The sequence below is a fragment of the Moraxella sp. I5G genome, assembly GCF_055193055.1.
Genome location: NZ_JBUXLH010000005.1, coordinates 98,904 through 116,822 on the forward strand (window position 1 = coordinate 98,904; position 17,919 = coordinate 116,822).

General features: G+C 37.5%; 14 protein-coding genes. 11 read left to right on the forward strand and 3 right to left on the reverse strand.

Annotated features, from left to right (window positions below; translation table 11 throughout):
- Nucleotides 1-4: 4 nt before the first annotated feature.
- The 5 genes from prmC to ACZBKJ_RS04235 all read left to right on the forward strand — a co-directional run bounded on the left by prmC (nucleotide 5) and on the right by ACZBKJ_RS04235 (nucleotide 6,111).
- Nucleotides 5-850 (forward strand): peptide chain release factor N(5)-glutamine methyltransferase, encoded by an 846-nt coding sequence (prmC, locus tag ACZBKJ_RS04215; RefSeq protein WP_463199677.1) that lies wholly within the window; start codon nucleotides 5-7, stop codon nucleotides 848-850.
- Nucleotides 843-1,628 (forward strand): HesA/MoeB/ThiF family protein, encoded by a 786-nt coding sequence (locus tag ACZBKJ_RS04220; protein WP_463199678.1) that lies wholly within the window; start codon nucleotides 843-845, stop codon nucleotides 1,626-1,628. Before prmC ends, ACZBKJ_RS04220 begins: the two co-directional genes overlap by 8 nt.
- Before the next feature lie 49 nt (nucleotides 1,629-1,677).
- Entirely contained in the window at nucleotides 1,678-3,009 is a 1,332-nt protein-coding gene (locus ACZBKJ_RS04225; RefSeq protein WP_463199679.1) for an ABC1 kinase family protein, read from the forward strand.
- A 265-nt stretch (nucleotides 3,010-3,274) separates the two neighbouring features.
- Nucleotides 3,275-4,717, forward strand: coding sequence for an SLC13 family permease (locus tag ACZBKJ_RS04230; RefSeq protein ID WP_463199680.1), 1,443 nt, complete (start codon nucleotides 3,275-3,277; stop codon nucleotides 4,715-4,717).
- 173 nt (nucleotides 4,718-4,890) lie between these two features.
- Nucleotides 4,891-6,111, forward strand: a complete 1,221-nt coding sequence (locus tag ACZBKJ_RS04235) for a L,D-transpeptidase family protein (protein ID WP_463199681.1) — start codon at nucleotides 4,891-4,893, stop codon at nucleotides 6,109-6,111.
- A 160-nt stretch (nucleotides 6,112-6,271) separates the two neighbouring features.
- Here the strand turns inward: ACZBKJ_RS04235 and ACZBKJ_RS04240 are convergent, their stop codons facing one another.
- Nucleotides 6,272-6,733 (reverse strand): threonine/serine exporter family protein, encoded by a 462-nt coding sequence (locus ACZBKJ_RS04240; RefSeq protein WP_463199682.1) that lies wholly within the window; start codon nucleotides 6,731-6,733, stop codon nucleotides 6,272-6,274.
- Nucleotides 6,730-7,566, reverse strand: a complete 837-nt coding sequence (locus ACZBKJ_RS04245) for a threonine/serine exporter family protein (protein WP_463199683.1) — start codon at nucleotides 7,564-7,566, stop codon at nucleotides 6,730-6,732. Before ACZBKJ_RS04245 ends, ACZBKJ_RS04240 begins: the two co-directional genes overlap by 4 nt.
- Nucleotides 7,567-7,722: 156 nt before the next feature.
- Between ACZBKJ_RS04245 and ACZBKJ_RS04250 the strand changes: the two genes are divergently transcribed.
- The 4 genes from ACZBKJ_RS04250 (at nucleotide 7,723) to ACZBKJ_RS04265 (ending at nucleotide 13,461) form a co-directional block, all read left to right on the forward strand.
- The gene (locus ACZBKJ_RS04250; protein ID WP_463199684.1) at nucleotides 7,723-8,253 is read left to right on the forward strand and encodes a tRNA (cytidine(34)-2'-O)-methyltransferase; all 531 of its coding nucleotides are present in this window, start codon (nucleotides 7,723-7,725) and stop codon (nucleotides 8,251-8,253) included.
- Nucleotides 8,254-8,279: 26 nt separating this feature from the next.
- Entirely contained in the window at nucleotides 8,280-8,795 is a 516-nt protein-coding gene (locus tag ACZBKJ_RS04255) for a hypothetical protein (protein WP_463199685.1), read from the forward strand.
- 258 nt (nucleotides 8,796-9,053) lie between these two features.
- A complete protein-coding gene (gene aceE, locus ACZBKJ_RS04260) occupies nucleotides 9,054-11,798 on the forward strand; it encodes a pyruvate dehydrogenase (acetyl-transferring), homodimeric type (RefSeq protein ID WP_463199686.1) in 2,745 nt (914 codons plus the stop codon).
- 19 nt (nucleotides 11,799-11,817) lie between these two features.
- Nucleotides 11,818-13,461: a 2-oxo acid dehydrogenase subunit E2 gene (locus tag ACZBKJ_RS04265; protein WP_463199687.1), complete on the forward strand. Its 1,644-nt coding sequence runs from the start codon at nucleotides 11,818-11,820 to the stop codon at nucleotides 13,459-13,461.
- A gap of 97 nt (nucleotides 13,462-13,558) precedes the next feature.
- Here ACZBKJ_RS04265 and nrdA read toward each other — a convergent pair whose 3' ends face one another.
- Nucleotides 13,559-15,835, reverse strand: a complete 2,277-nt coding sequence (gene nrdA / locus ACZBKJ_RS04270; RefSeq protein WP_463199688.1) for a class 1a ribonucleoside-diphosphate reductase subunit alpha — start codon at nucleotides 15,833-15,835, stop codon at nucleotides 13,559-13,561.
- A gap of 453 nt (nucleotides 15,836-16,288) precedes the next feature.
- On the opposite strand from nrdA, the gene moaA reads away from it, so the two are divergent.
- Nucleotides 16,289-17,341 (forward strand): GTP 3',8-cyclase MoaA, encoded by a 1,053-nt coding sequence (gene moaA / locus ACZBKJ_RS04275; RefSeq protein WP_463199689.1) that lies wholly within the window; start codon nucleotides 16,289-16,291, stop codon nucleotides 17,339-17,341.
- Between the two features lie 42 nt (nucleotides 17,342-17,383).
- A complete protein-coding gene (moaB, locus tag ACZBKJ_RS04280) occupies nucleotides 17,384-17,902 on the forward strand; it encodes a molybdenum cofactor biosynthesis protein B (protein ID WP_463199690.1) in 519 nt (172 codons plus the stop codon).
- Nucleotides 17,903-17,919 lie beyond the last annotated feature (17 nt).

A 17,919-nucleotide genomic window follows, 5' to 3' on the forward strand; every position in this document is an offset into this window, starting at 1 on the left:
AATTATGAAATACGATGCGTCAAAAAGTATTAGTCAAATTAAAAAAGATTTTTTTAAATCCATTGATGCCATACCTCAATTTATTATTGAAGATTTGTTATTATGGGTGATTGATAAGAATAAAACTTTTTTAATTACCAATCCAGATTATGTTTTGACAGATAAACAATATCAAGGTTTTATTGATGGAATTCAAAAATTAAAAAATAAAATCCCATTGGCTTACATTACAGGTAAACAGGCATTTTGGGGCCGAGAGTTTTTAGTCAATTGCCATACATTAATTCCGCGACCAGACAGCGAATGTATGATTGATGCCGTCATTGATTTTGTAAATAAAAATTCTGTAACTGCTCCTAAAATTTTGGATTTAGGTACAGGAAATGGCTGTTTGGCAATTACCCTTGCTAAAGAATTGCCAAACAGTCAAGTGGTAGCGGTGGATTTTTCTCTTAATGCACTAGAGCTTGCCAATAAAAATGCCAAAAATCTAAGTGCTGACAACTGCGTTTTTATTCATTCAGATTGGTTTGATAAAATATCCGATTTATTTGATATTATTATTTCCAATCCACCATATATTGCACTTAATGATAAACATTTGGATGATTTAGTTGCTGAACCAATCACTGCCTTGGTTGCCAAAGATGATGGTTTGGCAGATATTTATCACATTATCAAACATGCTAAAAATTATTTACACAACCAAGGTATTTTATTAATAGAACATGGGTTTAATCAGACAAAACAGGTTCAAGATATCTTTTGTCAATTTGAATTTGGTGATATCGATACCATTAAAGATTATGGCGGTAATGACAGAATAACCAAAGGTATTTATTATGAATAACCAATTGTCAAAAAATAAATCATTACAAGATGAACTTTCAGAAGATGAACTGTTAAGATATTCTCGGCAAATCCTGCTGGATGAATGGGATATTGATGCTCAAATTAATTTAAAAAATTCGCGTGTGTTAATAATTGGGGCTGGGGGTTTGGGCTGTCCTGTATCTCAAATATTGACACGTTCAGGCGTTGGTTATTTGTGTTTAATTGATTTTGATGTTATTGAAGAAAGCAACCTACAAAGACAATCATTATTTACCCAAGAAGATATTGGTCAATATAAAGCAAAGAAGGCTTATGAAAAATTAAAACAGCAAAATCATTTGATCAATATTGAATACCATCATATAAAAATATCGGATGATAATATCAACTCTATTTTTAATAAAATCAATCCAGATTTGGTAATTGATTGCACAGATAATTTTAAAATTCGAGATTTGTTAAATAAAGCTTGCCGACAATTAAGTCTTCCGTTGTTATCCAATTCTGCCATTGGTGAAATTGGACAAATTGCATTATTTACTAAAGATACAGGCTGTTATAACTGTTTATTTGGTCATGATAAGTCTGATGAAAATAATTGCGCGGTGTCTGGCGTCCTGGCAAGTACCGTGCATATTATTGGTGCGATGACTGCTCAAATTGCACTGGATTTTTTAGGCAGAAACAACAATCCAATTGCTAATCAATTACTACTTTGGCAAGGATTTAATTTATCTTTAAAAAAAATAACATTTCGCAAAAATTCAAATTGTCTTATTTGCCAATCTTTTTAATAAAGTGATTTTAATATTTGAATAAATTATCTAACATTAGGTTGCCTATATGAAACCAACCATACTGTCTAAATTACCCGTTGATTTTGGTAAAAAAACACTCACAACAGGATTAAATGTATTAGGGCGAATCAAAAAAACAACGAACGTTGCAGGGCTTTGTGCGCTTAGAGTTGCTAAGGGTGAAAAACCCGATGCATATTTGTTAAAAGAAGCCTTTTTGCAAATGGGGGTCACTTATATTAAACTTGGACAGTTTATTGCCAGTACGCCATCGTTATTTCCCAAAGAATATGTTTTGGCATTTTCAGACTGTCTGGATAAAACACCACCCATTGCTTTTTCACAGATTCGTCAGGTTTTAGAAGAAGAACTGTGCCAAAATGGACAAGGTTTAGAAGATATTTTTGAGTCTATTAATCCCATATCAATTGCATCTGCAAGCATTGCTCAAGTGCATGAAGCAACACTAAAAACAGGTCAAAAAGTTGCTTTAAAAGTGCAAAAACCTGATGTTATGGCAATCATGCAGACGGATTTGGGGGTGCTACACAGTGCTTTTTGGATATTAGAAAAAATTATGCCAGCCGTCAAAGCAGCAAGTCTTGAGCCAATTATTCATGAGATGCGGCAACGTATGTTGGCAGAAACAGACTTTTTAGCAGAAAGTTTACATATTGATAAATTCTTGGCATATCTGGCAAATACCGGCAATACAGACGTTACAGCTCCTTACGTGCATAAACATTTATCTACCAAACGCGTTTTGACTATGGATTTATTAACGGGTAAATCCTTAATTGATAACAGTTTGCCTTGGGTGAATAATACAGAGGCTGCCAAAAAGGTGATGGCAACAGTGCTTGATACTTGGTTTTTATCTTTGATGATGACGGGAGAATTTCACGCCGATTTGCATGCGGGTAATTTGATGATGCTTGATAATGGTCAAATCGCCTTTTTGGATTTTGGTTTGATGGGTGAAATCAATCCAAAAAGTTTACAAGCGTGCTTTAATTTAGTTCAGGCAATCCAGACCAGTGATTTTTATGGCGTCGCTCAAGCAATGGTAGATATCGGCATGACAGCTGAACGCTCACGTATGGATATTGATAAACTTGCTCAGGATTTGCAAAAAATTTTTGGAGCCAATCATTTTAATGCCAGTACGCAAGACAAAGACCAAAGTGTTCAAGCTGACAGCCTAAATATTATGATGGTAGAGCTTGCGCAGATTGGTAAACGTCATGGTATCCATTTTCCAAGAGATTTTGCCTTATTGACCAAGCAGCTTTTGTATTTTGACCGTTTTATGGTGGCGCTTGCCCCTGATATGGAACTATTTGAAGGTGAGCGATTAAGTATGGTACAAAATTATTAGTTTGACCATTTTTTATGTTTGATTACAAAATGGGCAATCAATAACCTATTTCAAATATAATTAACACAAAAAAATAATAATTGCAATTCATAATTTAAAATAAAGTAAAATTTTAATTATTTTAAGAATATTTCTTTTTTGTTATGATACTGCTATGATATATAAGCTTATCTTACATTAAAGTATCTTTGGACGCCCGATACAGACTTGAGCCAGTGGAATTAAAATGTAAGAGATTATTGTAATAAATCAGGAGTATTATTTTATGAGTGATACAAAAAATAACCATTCAGGCGATTTGTCGCTTGAAACGGATTTTAAGCAAGGCGATGATAGTGTACCGCCATCAGGAAATGCTGCTAAAGATACTTGGCGTGGAATCATTATTCTTTTAATTGCAGCAATTGTTTCTTATGGCGTTTACAGTATTTTGCCTTTTGAAGCAGCTGCTAATAAAGGATTGGCGTTGGCTTTATTTATTGGTACGTTGTGGCTAACTGAAGCCATCCATGTAACCGCAACCGCTGTTTTGGTTCCAATTTTAGCGATGTTAATTGGCATCCCTGAGTTTGAAACTAAAAAAGCATTATCTAGTTTTGCTGACCCGATTATCTATGTGTTTTTTGGTGGCTTTGCATTAGCAGCAACTTTACACGTCCAAAAAATTGATAAAAAAATTGCTTACGGACTGGTTGGCTTGGCAAAAGGTCATTTAGGCGGAGCGGTGCTGCTCATTTTTGCAGTAACGGCAGGCTTATCCATGTGGATTAGTAACACAGCAACCGCTGCAATGATGCTGCCTTTGGCACTGGGATTATTAACTCAAGTAGATAAAGAAAAAGACCGTGGCACCTTTGTTTTTGTACTTTTAGGGATTGCGTATTCAGCGTCTATTGGTGGGTTGGGTACAGTGGTTGGTTCCCCTCCAAATGGTATTGCTGCCAAAGAACTTGGGCTTGATTTTGCAGGCTGGATGAAGTTTGGTTTGCCTATCATGTTAATATTTATGCCAACTTTGTTAGGTGCGATGTATCTTGTTTTAAAACCAAATTTAAATCAAAAAGTTACCAATCAAAGAGAAGACATTCCTTGGACAATGCCACGTATCTTAAGTTTGGTTATTTTTGTTATTACAGCCATTTGTTGGGTTTTCGGCGGTCAAATTAGTACTGCAGTTGGTTTTAAAGACCCAGACGCAGTCATTGCTATTTTGGCAGCGGTAGCCGTGTTATCATGTGGTTTGGTTAGCTGGAAGCAAGTTTCAGACAATACGGACTGGGGCGTGCTCATGTTGTTTGGCGGTGGTATTGCACTGTCTAATGTGATGAAAAACTCTGGCGCGTCTAAAGTATTGGGTGAACAAATCGCAACTGCTTTGGATGTTGCTCCTGCATTTGTGGTGATTTTAGCTATTGCTTCCTTTATTATTTTCTTAACTGAATTTACATCAAACACCGCTTCTGCTGCACTACTTGTACCTTTGTTTGCGCCTGTTGGCGAAGGTTTGGGCTTGCCACCACAACTTTTGGTATTGGTAATTGGTATCGGGGCGTCTTGTGCTTTTATGTTGCCTGTCGCAACACCACCAAACGCCATTGTTATGGGTACAGGTTATATTAAACAAAAAGAAATGATGAAAGTAGGTTTTGTGCTCAATATTGTTTCTATTATTGTAGTTACATTGTGGGCATATTTCTTATGGCGATAATTTTGTTTTAAAATTATGCAAATAATGGATTTTTGTAATCAAATAAACGCTTCTTGTTAAAGGGGCGTTTTTTTTGTATGAAAGGTTAATAAGGCAATTGCATATTTTAAGAAATAACCTATAATGATTGAATATTTTTTGTCTAAAATATTTAATAACACTGTGATAATATTATGAAATATTATATCAAATCAACACTAAAGCAATTATATAAAAGCATGCTACTTTTGGGTTTTTTATCTTTATCAATGACAATGGTAGCCTGTCAGGATAAAACCAATGAAAAAGCCAGCACATCAGAAAATCAGCCCAGTGAACTTAGTGAGCAAGCCCCTAAAGAAGAACCCGTAGTTATCCAAAGACGACCTAATGTCAGTCAGCAGTTTATTGGCATCGATACTGTAAATGTTCGCCTAGCATCTGTATTGGATGAAGTGCCTTATCAAACAGATGGATTGAGTGATTTTGCTCAGTCTGTTAATACTGCGGTTTGGTCGCAAGTTATGCCAAATCCACCACCAGCGGATGAGAATTTAGCTGCCAAAAATGAGCACGTAAAAAATCCATCCAAACAGCCTTCTAAAGCTAAAAAAGAGCCTATTTTAAAAGACCCAATTAGCGCTGCTCAAATTATTCGTATTCAAGCATTGTTAAATTGGCATCATCACAGTGTAGGCGCGGTTGATGGAAAAATGAGTAATAATACCATCAAAGCCATGCAAATTTTTCAAAAAGCTAAAAATCTACCCATCACTGAATATATGGATAGCGCAACTTGGCAGGCATTGAGCGCAGATGAAAACCTAATGCAACAGCCAGTACTGGTGCATTATACTTTAACTGATAAAGATGTTAGAATCGGTGGCAGTAGAAGCGGTTATCACAGCGTCAGTGAAGCAGTTGCTGAGCGTTTTCATATGAGTCGAAAATTACTTGAAGAACTCAATCCAAACATTGCTTTAAAGGCAGGTAATACCATCACAGTTTATAACCCATATCAGCCTAATGAAGTTTCGGTCAAACGTGTGGTAATAGAGCGCGATAAAAATATTCTATACGCGTATGATGAAGCGGATAATTTGGTTGCCAGTTATCCAACTACGATTAACCGCGCCAGAACTCCAAAAGGTACTTATAAAGTAGCTAATCGGGTAGTTGACCCATCTTATAATAAAGATTTTCGTAACAAAAACAGTGTCATCGGACCTGGGCCAAATAATCCTGTTGGTCGAGTGTGGATTGGGATTAGTAAGCCTAGTTTTGGCATTCATGGCAGCCCTGAACCTGAACTGATTAGTCGTCAAACATCGGCAGGATGTGTGCGTTTAACAAACTGGGATGCATTGGGACTGTTTGGAGCGATTGAAGAGGGCGCAATTGTGGAATTTATGTAAAAATTTACTACAGTCAAATGTTTATTAACATTTAAGCAAATGTGATGAATAAAAATAATTAAAAAAACCATAAAAATAAAATATCAAAACCGTATTCTACATACGGTTTTTTATATTGTAGTTTAAGTGTGTATAATTTAAACAATATTTATAAATCATATTAAACAATGGGTTTTCTTCGATAGAATAAGATTCCTGGAATGGATAAACCTAAAACCAAAGCTGAAATAACAAATAATGCTTCAAAAAAATAAGTCATCATTTGTACAAACAAACTCAAACTAAAACCAAAATAGCCAATTTGTACCATACTTACCATAGCTTTATAAGCCACAATTCCTGGCATTAAACAAATTACACTAGGTACAATTAACGCTTTTGGGGGCAACCTATTTTTTTGTGAAAAATAAACACCTAAAAAACTGGCTATCATTGACCCAAAAAAAGTGGCAATTGCTAAATGAATGTGTAAATTAACCATCAATGATTTGATGCCAACCGCCACCAAAGTCATCAAAAGACAAAATCTAATATAACATCTAGGTAGAGTAAACATCAAACACCAGCCAAAACTGGTTAAACAACTCAATAAACATTTGCTTAAAATATCAATAATCATCATGTTAAGCCCCAATGCGGAATTTGTAGCAAAATTAGAGCAATCACAATGCCAACACACGCAGACAACGTCAGCATAGTTGCAAACATCCAGCGCCCAACACCCATATTGATATAACCTTTTAACATATCAGACAATGCGTTGATGATTGGAAAACCTGGCACCAAAAGCAGCACACTAGAAGCAACTGCAACATCGGCATTTTTTCCTAAATCTAAAAAATAAGCAACTGCCCCTAAAATGGTTGCTACAAAAGCACAAATAATCACCACAACAAACGGGTTAAAATGATGACCAGAAAGATAAATTCGAGTACGCATGGCAGCAAATCCTGCAACAAGTGTAATCAAGGCAATGGGCAAATCACCACCGTTTAGATAAGCAAAACTTGCACAAGACATGCCTACAAAAAAGGCCATTAAATTATTGGGGTAGGTACTTCGGTCAATACTATCTAAACGTTTTTCAATAATGTTGATGGTGTGTTCATCACGTTTTTGGGTTTCAATGTCTAGTACAATTCTTTGGATTTGTACCAAAATACTTACATTGATGCCCTGATGAACGGTATTTCTGGCAGTGGTAATGCAGCGACCATTGTATAGCGTAGTAAGCGTAATGGCATTAAATGACAATGCACACTCTACCCCGTTGACTCCTAAAGACACTCCTAAGCGTTTGGTTAAATCAACTGCAACCACCGATTCAGCACCATACTGCATCAATAACAGTGCGCAGCGAACACATAGGCGAGTAATACGCTGCTGCTCTTCATAACTTAGGTAGGGCAATCTTTGAATTTTAGTTTGGGCGCTAGACAGTGTATTTGTCATCATTTTTATTCATAAACCCATAAGTTAAAATTATTTTTATTGATATTGTAAACAAAGTTAGTTAAAAAATCATAAAAAATTCGCTAATTATTTAAAAATCTTGTATGATAATTTTAAATTCAGTTATTTTTGTACTTTACTTGGTTTAATTGATAGATAATGAAACAAATCCATATTGTGCTTTATACACCAAAAATTCCCAACAACACCGGCAACGCCATACGTTTGTGTGCCAACACGGGGGCAATTTTACATTTGGTTGAACCTTTGGCGTTTAAATTGGATGATAAAAAACTAAAACGAGCAGGTCTAGATTATCATGAATATGCTAACATGCAGGTGCATCAAGATTGGCAAGCGTGTAAAGAAGCGTTGGCTTGGCAAGGTGTAACAACCATTGTAGCTTTAACAACAAAATTTAGTCAGCCTTTTTATGAGTATAGCTTTACCCAAAATCAGGGCAGTATAGCTTTGGTGTTTGGCTCAGAAACCGATGGGCTTTCGCAAAATGTGCGTGATGATATTGGCAAAGCTAATTGGTTGCGTTTGCCAATGTTGCCAGAATCAAGAAGTTTAAATCTATCTAATAGCGTGGCAATCTGCTTGTATGAAGTTTGGCGTCAATTAGGTTTTGTTGGCGATGTTGGGCAAAGTGTTGGTTATCATCGTCTTAGTTCGCGACCAGAATAATATGATAACAATCATAAGGAATTTGAATGTTTGAGTCTTTAAACAAACCAGCTCATCTATTTATTTTGATAATAGTTTTTGCATTAACCGCTTGTGGCGAAAAACCCACTAATAACAATTCTGCTAATAATAAAACTCAAGCTGATGCAAAGGATGAATTTGTTGGTTGCTATACCATTAATAAAGACACCCCTGCTCAAATTAAAATCAGTAAAAATCAAGATGGCTATGTTATGCAAATGAAAGAGCCTAAAGGCGCAAAAACGCTTTGGGATAATCCTGAATCATTAAAAAAGGTAGAGCCTGAGCAGGCGTGGAATTTTTTTCGGGTAAATGCACTGGATTTTAGCAAAGACGATGTGCAAGCAGTGATTATGAGACCTGATAATATGATGGTATTAACAAAAGTAAAAGATGCCAGTAAAAATGTCAATCCAAAATTAGACAGCGATTTTGTGGTGCATATTTTTGGGGTGGTGAATACTATTTATGCGGTAGATTGTGATGATAAGCAAATAGATATTGTTAAGACTGAGCGGTAATAAGTTTATTCAATATAAAAATTTTAGAAAAAAACTACCTAAATTAGGTATAAAATGCCACTAAAGCACAATTCCAAAAGGATAATAGTCTTTTTATGATATTGGATATTTATTTAAAAAATACTTATGCTTTTGAGTATTTTTAAAAAGCATAACATTTTTGAATTAAAGTCTTTTATAATATTAAAGATCTATGGGTTTTCTACCCACTTTCCCATCAAGTGTTTAACTTGATTTATTTTAGTTTAGGATATTGTTATGACAACCTATTATAAAGATTCTGATAGCACCGAAACCCAAGAGTGGTTAGATGCATTTGAATCAGTGATTAAAAATGCTGACAAAGAAAGAGCTCAATTTTTATTAAAAGCCTTGTATAACATGGCAGTTCAGGAGGGGTTGCCCTTCAACCGTCTGGATACGGCTTACGTCAATACCATTCCTGCTGAAGACGAGCCAAGTTACCCTGGTGATTTACATATGGAACGCAAGATTCGTGCTTTGGTGCGTTATAATGCTCTTGCGATGGTAATGAAAGCCAACCAAAATGATGACGATTTGGGCGGACATTTGGCAACATTTGCATCGTCTGCAACCCTTTATGAAACTGGTTTTAACCACTTTTGGCGCGCTCCTGACGAAACCCATGGTGGCGATTTGATTTATTATCAAGGTCATGGTGCCCCTGGTATGTATGCTCGTTCATTTTTGGAGGGTCGTCTTTCTGAAGAGCAGCTAAAAAATTTCCGTCGTGAAGTAGGTGGTAAAGGTCTTTCGAGTTATCCACATCCTTATTTGATGCCAGATTATTGGCAATTCCCAACAGTATCGATGGGTCTTGGTCCTTTGATGAGTATTTATCAAGCCCATATTCAAAAATATCTAACCAACCGTAACCTGTTGAAAGAAGAAAACCGCAAAGTTTGGGCGTTTTTAGGTGATGGTGAGACCGATGAGCCAGAAAGCCTGGGTGCGATTTCGTTGGCAGGACGTGAAAAATTAGACAACCTTATCTGGGTAATCAACTGTAACTTGCAACGTCTGGATGGTCCTGTACGTGGTAATGGCAAAATCATTCAAGAGCTTGAATCGGTGTTTCGTGGCGCAGGCTGGCGAGTGATTAAAGTAATCTGGGGTGACCATTGGGATTCACTGTTAGCCAAAGACACTACAGGTGTTTTGAAAAAACGCATGGAAGAGGTTGTTGATGGTGAATATCAACTTTATGAAGCGCGTGATGGAGCATTTACTCGTAAAGAATTCTTTGGTAAATATCCAGAGCTTGAAGCAATGGTTGCTCATTTATCCGATGAAGAAATTCAGCGTTTAAACCGTGGCGGTCATGACCCTAAAAAAGTTTACGCCGCATACAGTGAAGCAATGAAGACCGTTGGTCAGCCAACAGTGATTTTGGTAAAAACGGTTAAAGGTTATGGATTATCTAGCCAAATTCAAGCCGTAAACAAAGCCCACCAAATCAAAAAGCTCGACGAATCAGGTCTAAGATATTTTAAAGAACGTTTTGATTTGCCAATTGGCGATGAAGAGTTAAAAGATTTACCGTTTTATCGTCCTGCTGAAGACACTCCAGAATATAAGTACTTAATGGGTCGTCGTCAGACATTGGGTGGGCATTTGCCAGCACGCAGAAGTGGACATATTCCATTAACCATCCCTGAATTGTCCATCTTTGATAATGTATTGCAGGGTAGCAATGGTAAAGAACAATCAACCACAATGGTGTTTGTGCGTTTGTTGTCAGCACTTCTTAAAAACAAAGATCTTCAAAAATACGTTGTACCAATTGTTCCTGATGAAGCACGTACATTTGGTTTAGAAGGCATGTTCCGTCAATTGGGCATTTATTCATCTGTTGGTCAAAACTATGTTGCTGAAGATGCTGAAGCCTTGATGGGTTATAAAGAAGCTAAAAATGGACATATGCTTGAGGAAGGCATTAACGAGGCCGGCGCGATGAGTGCTTGGATTGCCTTAGCAACTAGCTATTCTACGAATGCCTTGCCAATGATTCCAATGTATATTTATTACTCAATGTTTGGCTTCCAACGCGTGGGTGATTTGGCATGGGCGGCTGGCGATTGTCAGGCTCAAGGCTTCTTATTCGGTGCAACCGCAGGACGTACTACTTTAAATGGTGAAGGCTTGCAACACCAAGATGGCCATTCTCATGTGCATTTTGGCACCATTCCAAACTGTGTCACCTATGACCCTTGCTTTGGCTATGAGCTTGCAGTTGTAGTGCATGATGGCTTACGTCGTATGTATGGAGAAGGCGAGCGTGTTTATTACTACATCACTTTAATGAATGAAAACTATGAGCATCCAGCAATGCCTGAAGGAGTGGAAGAGGGTATCAGACGTGGTATGTATCTGCTAGAAGATAATGGTTCTATGCAGGTGCAACTACTTGGCTCAGGTGTGATTTTACGTGAAGTGCAAAAAGCAGCTCGCATTTTAGCAGAAAAATTCTCTATTACAGCAAACGTATGGAGCGTAACAAGCTTTAATGAGCTGACCAAAGATGGTATGGCGTGTGATGATTACAATCGCTTACATCCAACTGCTGAACAAAAAACACCATGGATCACCAGCCAGCTTAGTGGCCATACAGGTGTGATTGTGGCAGCGACAGACTACATCAGAAACTATGCTGAACAGATTCGCGGCTGGCTTCCAGAAGGTTCTGCCTATACAACGCTTGGTACAGATGGTTTTGGGCGTTCAGACACTCGTCAAAATTTACGCAGTTTCTTTAACGTAGATGCCAATCATATTGTTTTAGCTACTTTGAAAAAATTAGCGGACAAAGGTGAAATTGGTGTTGAAGTGGTTCAACAAGCTATTGAGTTATTTGAAATTGATGCTGATAGCCCACCAGCGTGGCAACCACAACCACATTTTGACTATTTCCCAGATGCGCCAGCAGTATCTGTAAGTGCCAATCCGCACCCAGTGCCTGAGCTGATTGACGAAGATAAGTAACCCAAATTAGGAGAATGTGATGGAAATTAAAGCCCCAGATTTGGGTGTAGATAGTGCTGAAGTTAGTGAAATTATGGTAAAAGTTGGCGATGTTGTTAATAGTGATGACAACATTGCCCTGGTTGAGTCTGACAAAGCATCTGTGGAAATTCCCGCAGGTGTTAGCGGTACAGTAACAGCGATTTTAATTCAAGTGGGTGATCAAATCAGTCAAGGTAGCCCCTTAATAGCCATCAGTGAGAGTGGCGCGGCTGAAAAATCAGAAGAGCAAGTACCTGCAAATGTAGAAGTTGCTACCAAGCCTGAAACTAATGAAGTTGTTTCCGCTTCAGAAACAAGCACTCCTATTGCAACTGGTGCAGCAGTAAGTCAAACGTATAATTTACCTGATTTGGGCGTGGATAGTGCAAGCGTAGCCGAAATTATGGTAAAAGTGGGCGATACTGTTGAAAAAGACCAGCCAGTGATTTTAGCAGAATCAGATAAGGCTTCAGTAGAAGTGCCAGCACCAGTTGCAGGTGTTGTAGAAGCAATTTTAGTCAGCGAAGGCGATACTGTCACCAATGCTCAAGCTTTTATTACGATTAAATCTACAGAAGGTGTTTCTGCGACTGCTGCACCAAAAGTTGAAGAAGCAGCTGTTCCAGCACCATCAGCACCAGATCAGTCAAAACCTGCCCAACCTACAAATCAGACCGCAAAATTAAGTGAAGCTGAGGTAAATGCCAAAGCACGTGATGTTTATGCTGGACCTGCGGTGCGCAAATTGGCTCGTGAATTGGGTGTGGATATTGGTTTGGTTAAAGGTACAGCTGCTCATGGTCGTATCTTAAAAGAAGATTTGTTTGGGTATGTCAAATCAGTCATGACAGGCGCGACCAAACCTGCTAACGCTATTAGCGTGAATGCTCCAGTACGTTCAGGTTTACCTAGCTTGCCTGATATGAGTAATCGGGAAATCTGGGGTGAGATTACTACTGAAGATTTGACACGCCTACAAAAAGTGTCTATTCCGCAGTTAAATTACAATACTTATCTACCTCAAGTTACCCAGTTTGACCTATCAGATATTACAGATACTGAAGCTTTGCGTAGTGAACTTAAAGATGAGATGAAAAAGCAGGGTGTTAGCCTAACCATCTTGGCTTTTATCATGAAAGCAACCGCTTACGCTTTAATGAAGTTTCCAAAATTCAATAGTCATTTATCAGATGATAATACGCAAATTATTGTTCGTAAAACTGTACATATGGGTTTTGCAGTTGCAACGGACGATGGTTTGACTGTGCCTGTAATTCGTGATGTACAGAATAAAGGCATTAAGCAAATTGCCATTGAAATTGGTGAACTTGCCAAAAAAGCTCGTGATAAAAAATTATCTGCCAAAGAGTTACAAGGGGCATCGTTTACCATTTCTTCCCAAGGTAATTTGGGCGGTACCTACTTTACACCACTGGTAAATTGGCCACAAGTGGGCATTTTGGGTGTATCAGAATCATCATTCCAGCCCCGTTGGAATCCAGCAACCAAATCGTTTGAGCCACGTTTAATGCTGCCATTATCGCTATCTTATGACCATCGTGTGATTAATGGGGCGGATGCAGCGGTATTTACTCGTTATGTTGCCAAACTATTGGCTGACCCAAGAAAAATCTTGCTTTGATGATTTCTTTAATTAAATTTAATTAAAAGTTAAAGTTAAGGCAAATAAAAGACGGTTTTTAAACCGTCTTTTTTATCATCTAATCATTTATTATGGGTTAAAGTTTACAAGCTCCACCAGCGCAGCCATCATCTAAGTCGCTTTGAGTGTCATCTGCACCATCGCGAGTGTTGTGATAATACAAAGTTTTTAAACCATATTTATAAGCAGTTAATAAATCTTTGGTCATGATGCTCATGGGTACTTTGTTGTTTTCAAATTTTCTTGGGTCATAATTGGTATTGGTGGAAATGCTTTGGTCAATAAATTTTTGCATAATACCAACCAGTTTTAAATACCCTGTGTTATCAGGCATTTGCCATAAAAGCTCGTATTTATCAGCAAGATTTTCGATGTCAGGCACCACCTGTTTTAAAATACCATCTTTGGATGCTTTAACCGATACTAAGCCTCTAGGTGGCTCAATGCCATTGGTTGCATTGGCAATTTGACTGCTGGTTTCTGATGGCATTAATGCAGATAAGGTTGAATTGCGTAACCCATACGTTTTAATGTCTTGACGTAAGGATTCCCAATTATAATGCAGTGATTCTTGACAAATGCCATCTAAATCTTTCTTATAAGTATCAATTGGCAAAATTCCCTGACTATAAGTGGTTTGGTCAAACCAAGGGCAAGCCCCTTTTTCTTTAGCTAGTTGGTTGGAAGCCTGCAATAAATAGTACTGGAACGCTTCAAACGTGCGATGGGTTAAGCTAATTGCGCCATCATCAGAATATCGAGTATTATTTTTGGCTAGATAATAAGCATAATTGATAACCCCAACCCCAAGTGTACGACGATTTAGGCTGCCGCGTCTGGCGGCGATTACAGGGTAGTCCTGATAATCAAGTAATGCGTCCAAGGCTCGCACAATCAGTTCAGCTGGTTCTTGCATGTCTTCAAGTTTATTTATTTTACCCAAATTAATTGCTGACAAAGTGCAAAGAGCAATTTCTCCCTGTTCATCATTAATATTGGTGAGCGGTGAAGTTGGTAGGGCGATTTCCATGCATAAATTAGATTGACGTACAGGAGCAACTTTTGGGTCAAAAGGACTATGTGTGTTGCAGTGATCAACATTCTGCACATAAATCCGCCCCGTGCTGGCACGTTCTTGTAATAAAGTTTCAAACAATTGTTTGGCTGCAATCTGGCTTTTGCGGATGCTTGGATCAGCTTCGTATTGCGTATAAAGCGCTTCAAATTTTTGCTGGTCTGCAAAAAATGCTTCATACAAACCAGGTACATCAGATGGTGAAAATAGGGTGATGTTTTTTCCCTGAATTAAGCGTGTATAAAGCGTTTTATTGATTTGCACTCCATAATCCATATGGCGAACTCGGTTATCTTCTACGCCACGATTATTTTTTAAAACAAGCAAATCCTCAACCTCTAAATGCCAAAGTGGATAGAACAAAGTTGCCGCACCACCACGCACACCGCCTTGTGAACAAGATTTGACTGCTGCCTGAAACATCTTAAAAAATGGGATGCATCCTGTATGTTGAGCTTCACCGCCACGAATTGGACTGCCCAACGCTCGAATTGCACCAGCATTTACACCAATACCAGCTCGCTGTGATACATAGCGAACTATGGCTGATGTGGTTGCGTTAATACTGTCCAAATTGTCACCACATTCAATTAATACACATGAACTAAATTGACGAGTTGGTGTGCGTACGCCTGCCATGATGGGCGTGGGTAAGGAAATATAAAAATTAGATGCAGCATCATAGAAACGTTTTACATAATTTAAACGCACGGATTTTTCATAACTTGCAAATAAACACATACCCACCAACATATACAAAAACTGGGGGCTTTCAAAGATTTTTTTGCTAACCCGGTCTTGCACCAGATATTTACCCATCATTTGTTCAACCGCTGCATAAGCAAATGTCATATCGCGATTGTGGTCAATGTATTGATTTAGAGTGTCAAATTCGTCTTGAGTATAATCTTGCAAAATGTGTTTATCATATTTATTTGCATTGGTTAGTTTTTGAACGTGTTCATACAAATGTGGCGGTTCAAAATCATCATAGGCAATTTTGCGAATATGAAAAATTGCTAAGCGTGCTGCTAGATATTGATAATCAGGCGTATCTGCAGAAATCAGGTCAGCAGCGGCCTTAATGATGGTTTCATGAATATCTTTGGTACTGATACCATCGTAAAATTGAATGTGTGATTTTAACTCTACTTGCGATACGGAGACGTTTTCCAATCCTTCGGCAGCCCAAGTAATTACTTTGTGTATTTTATCCAGATTAATTGCTTCAAACGTGCCATTGCGTTTTTTAACTTTAATTTTATCAATGTGAGTCATACAAACCTACTTAAATTTTAAACAGTCAAAGCACAAAATAATAAATAACTCAAATAGTTATTGCATATTGTTATTACGTGTTAATGATACAAAAATTCACTATATCTAGTGTGTATTTTGAAACGCGGCACAATATAGCCTAATTTTTTTTATTTTACTAGCCTTGTTTTTTTTGATAAATTGTGATTTTACGCTTTATATTTTTAGACTTACTGGCACAGCTTAGGTGCTGTTTAGCTTTGAGCCTTGTCAAGAGTTTTTAAAAAAAATATGATGAAATTTTTCAATTAATTTATGCAAATTTTAACAATTTAAGAAACTATCATTTGGCATTGACTACTTCAAAAGTAGTATTTGATGTATGAAAAACACACTTTGGGAGAGTGGTTTGGTTTTAAAAATATGCTAAAGTTGCAATATTGCAATTTTTGAGGCAACCTTATAGAGTATCTCATGAAAATATCCGTCCCACATATCCATGCCAAAGCCTTTGATGGCAGTGCAGGTCATAGCCAATTTTCAACACAATCACACACTTTAACGGACGGATTCTTAAGAAGGCTGACTTATCTGCGGTTTTCAGTAACGGATTTTTGCAATTTTCGTTGCTCTTATTGTTTGCCAAATGGTTATCAGGGCAAAAGACCAGACGATGAGTTAACTTTATCAGAAATCAATACACTGTTTTTAGGATTTGCAAGTCTTGGTACAACTAAAATTCGCTTAACAGGTGGTGAACCAACTGTGCGTCGTGATTTATCAGAGATTATTAAGTTAGCAAAATCACAAACAGGTATTAAAACAGTAGCGGTAAGTACCAATGGGTATAAATTAGCAAAACATATATCCGCTTGGCAAGAAGCAAAACTAAATCAAATAAATTTAAGTGTCGATAGTTTTGATGCAGATGTATTTAAACGTATGACAGGTTTTGATATTTTGCCACAGTTGCTAAAAGATGTGGACAAAGTTCTTGAAACAACCGATATTCGTGTTAAAATGAATGGCATTTTAACCCAAGAAACCGCATATCACAACCTAATGAGTGCATTGGCATTTGTAAAAAATCGTCCAGTTACTTACCGTTTTATTGAATTTATGCAAACCAGTGATAACAACCAGCTGTTTTTTGCTCAACATCAAAGCGGTCGCTTAATTAAAGAGTATCTTACCAATCAAGGCTGGCAACCTAAACCAAAACAAAACGATAGTGGACCTGCCATTGAATATACGCACCCTGATTATTTAGGCAGTGTTGGCATTATTGAGCCTTATGCTAAATACTTTTGTGATAGCTGCAATCGTTTGCGAGTCAGTAGCCTTGGTAAAGTGCATCTATGCTTGTTTGATAGTCAAAATTATGACATTCGCCCCCATTTAACTCATCAAGATATACAAGGGTTAAAACAAACATTGTCCTCATTAATGCCAATCAAACCAGAACACCATCATTTAAACAATAACAACAGTGGTTTGATGAATAATTTATCACTGATTGGCGGTTAGATTGTTTAATCAATACTTTTGTTGTTTGTTTGGAATTTTATCATGAAGAAACCTGAAAAGCTTTTTATACCTTTAAATATTGCTATCTTAACAGTATCGGATACGCGCACTTTGGCTGAAGATACCTCAGGGCAGTATTTGGCTGATAGTATTGTTGCTGAAGGTCATCGGTTATCTGATAGAGTATTGATTACTGATGATGTTTATGAAATTCGTGCAGTGGTGAGTCGTTTTATTGCGGATAAAAACATTCAAGTTGTTATTAGTACTGGTGGAACGGGTTTTTATGGACGCGATAACATGCCTGAAGCGGTAAATGTTTTATTTGATAAATCCATTGATGGTTTTGGCGAAATGTTCCGTCTATTATCCAAAGATGAAATTGGCATGGCAACATTACAGTCGCGAGCGATTGCAGGTATGGCAAATCAAACTGCGATTTTTTGTTTGCCCGGTTCAACCTCGGCATGCCGTATGGGTTGGGAAAAAATTTTAAAAGAACAGCTGGATAATCGCATTCGTCCTTGTAACTTTGTTCCACATCTACTAAGAAAAAACTGATTTGTGGCTGAATTGAA

What these genes read in the sequence shown, in the direction of transcription:
- nrdA (WP_463199688.1), bottom strand. Translation starts at nt 15,835, where the DNA reads ATGACTCACATTGATAAAATTAAAGTTAAAAAACGCAATGGCACGTTT.
- ACZBKJ_RS04250 (WP_463199684.1), top strand. Translation starts at nt 7,723, where the DNA reads ATGAAACAAATCCATATTGTGCTTTATACACCAAAAATTCCCAACAAC.
- ACZBKJ_RS04235 (WP_463199681.1), top strand. Translation starts at nt 4,891, where the DNA reads ATGAAATATTATATCAAATCAACACTAAAGCAATTATATAAAAGCATG.
- ACZBKJ_RS04230 (WP_463199680.1), top strand. Translation starts at nt 3,275, where the DNA reads ATGAGTGATACAAAAAATAACCATTCAGGCGATTTGTCGCTTGAAACG.
- ACZBKJ_RS04265 (WP_463199687.1), top strand. Translation starts at nt 11,818, where the DNA reads ATGGAAATTAAAGCCCCAGATTTGGGTGTAGATAGTGCTGAAGTTAGT.
- prmC (WP_463199677.1), top strand. Translation starts at nt 5, where the DNA reads ATGAAATACGATGCGTCAAAAAGTATTAGTCAAATTAAAAAAGATTTT.
- ACZBKJ_RS04255 (WP_463199685.1), top strand. Translation starts at nt 8,280, where the DNA reads ATGTTTGAGTCTTTAAACAAACCAGCTCATCTATTTATTTTGATAATA.
- ACZBKJ_RS04225 (WP_463199679.1), top strand. Translation starts at nt 1,678, where the DNA reads ATGAAACCAACCATACTGTCTAAATTACCCGTTGATTTTGGTAAAAAA.
- moaA (WP_463199689.1), top strand. Translation starts at nt 16,289, where the DNA reads ATGAAAATATCCGTCCCACATATCCATGCCAAAGCCTTTGATGGCAGT.
- moaB (WP_463199690.1), top strand. Translation starts at nt 17,384, where the DNA reads ATGAAGAAACCTGAAAAGCTTTTTATACCTTTAAATATTGCTATCTTA.
- ACZBKJ_RS04245 (WP_463199683.1), bottom strand. Translation starts at nt 7,566, where the DNA reads ATGATGACAAATACACTGTCTAGCGCCCAAACTAAAATTCAAAGATTG.
- ACZBKJ_RS04240 (WP_463199682.1), bottom strand. Translation starts at nt 6,733, where the DNA reads ATGATGATTATTGATATTTTAAGCAAATGTTTATTGAGTTGTTTAACC.
- ACZBKJ_RS04220 (WP_463199678.1), top strand. Translation starts at nt 843, where the DNA reads ATGAATAACCAATTGTCAAAAAATAAATCATTACAAGATGAACTTTCA.
- aceE (WP_463199686.1), top strand. Translation starts at nt 9,054, where the DNA reads ATGACAACCTATTATAAAGATTCTGATAGCACCGAAACCCAAGAGTGG.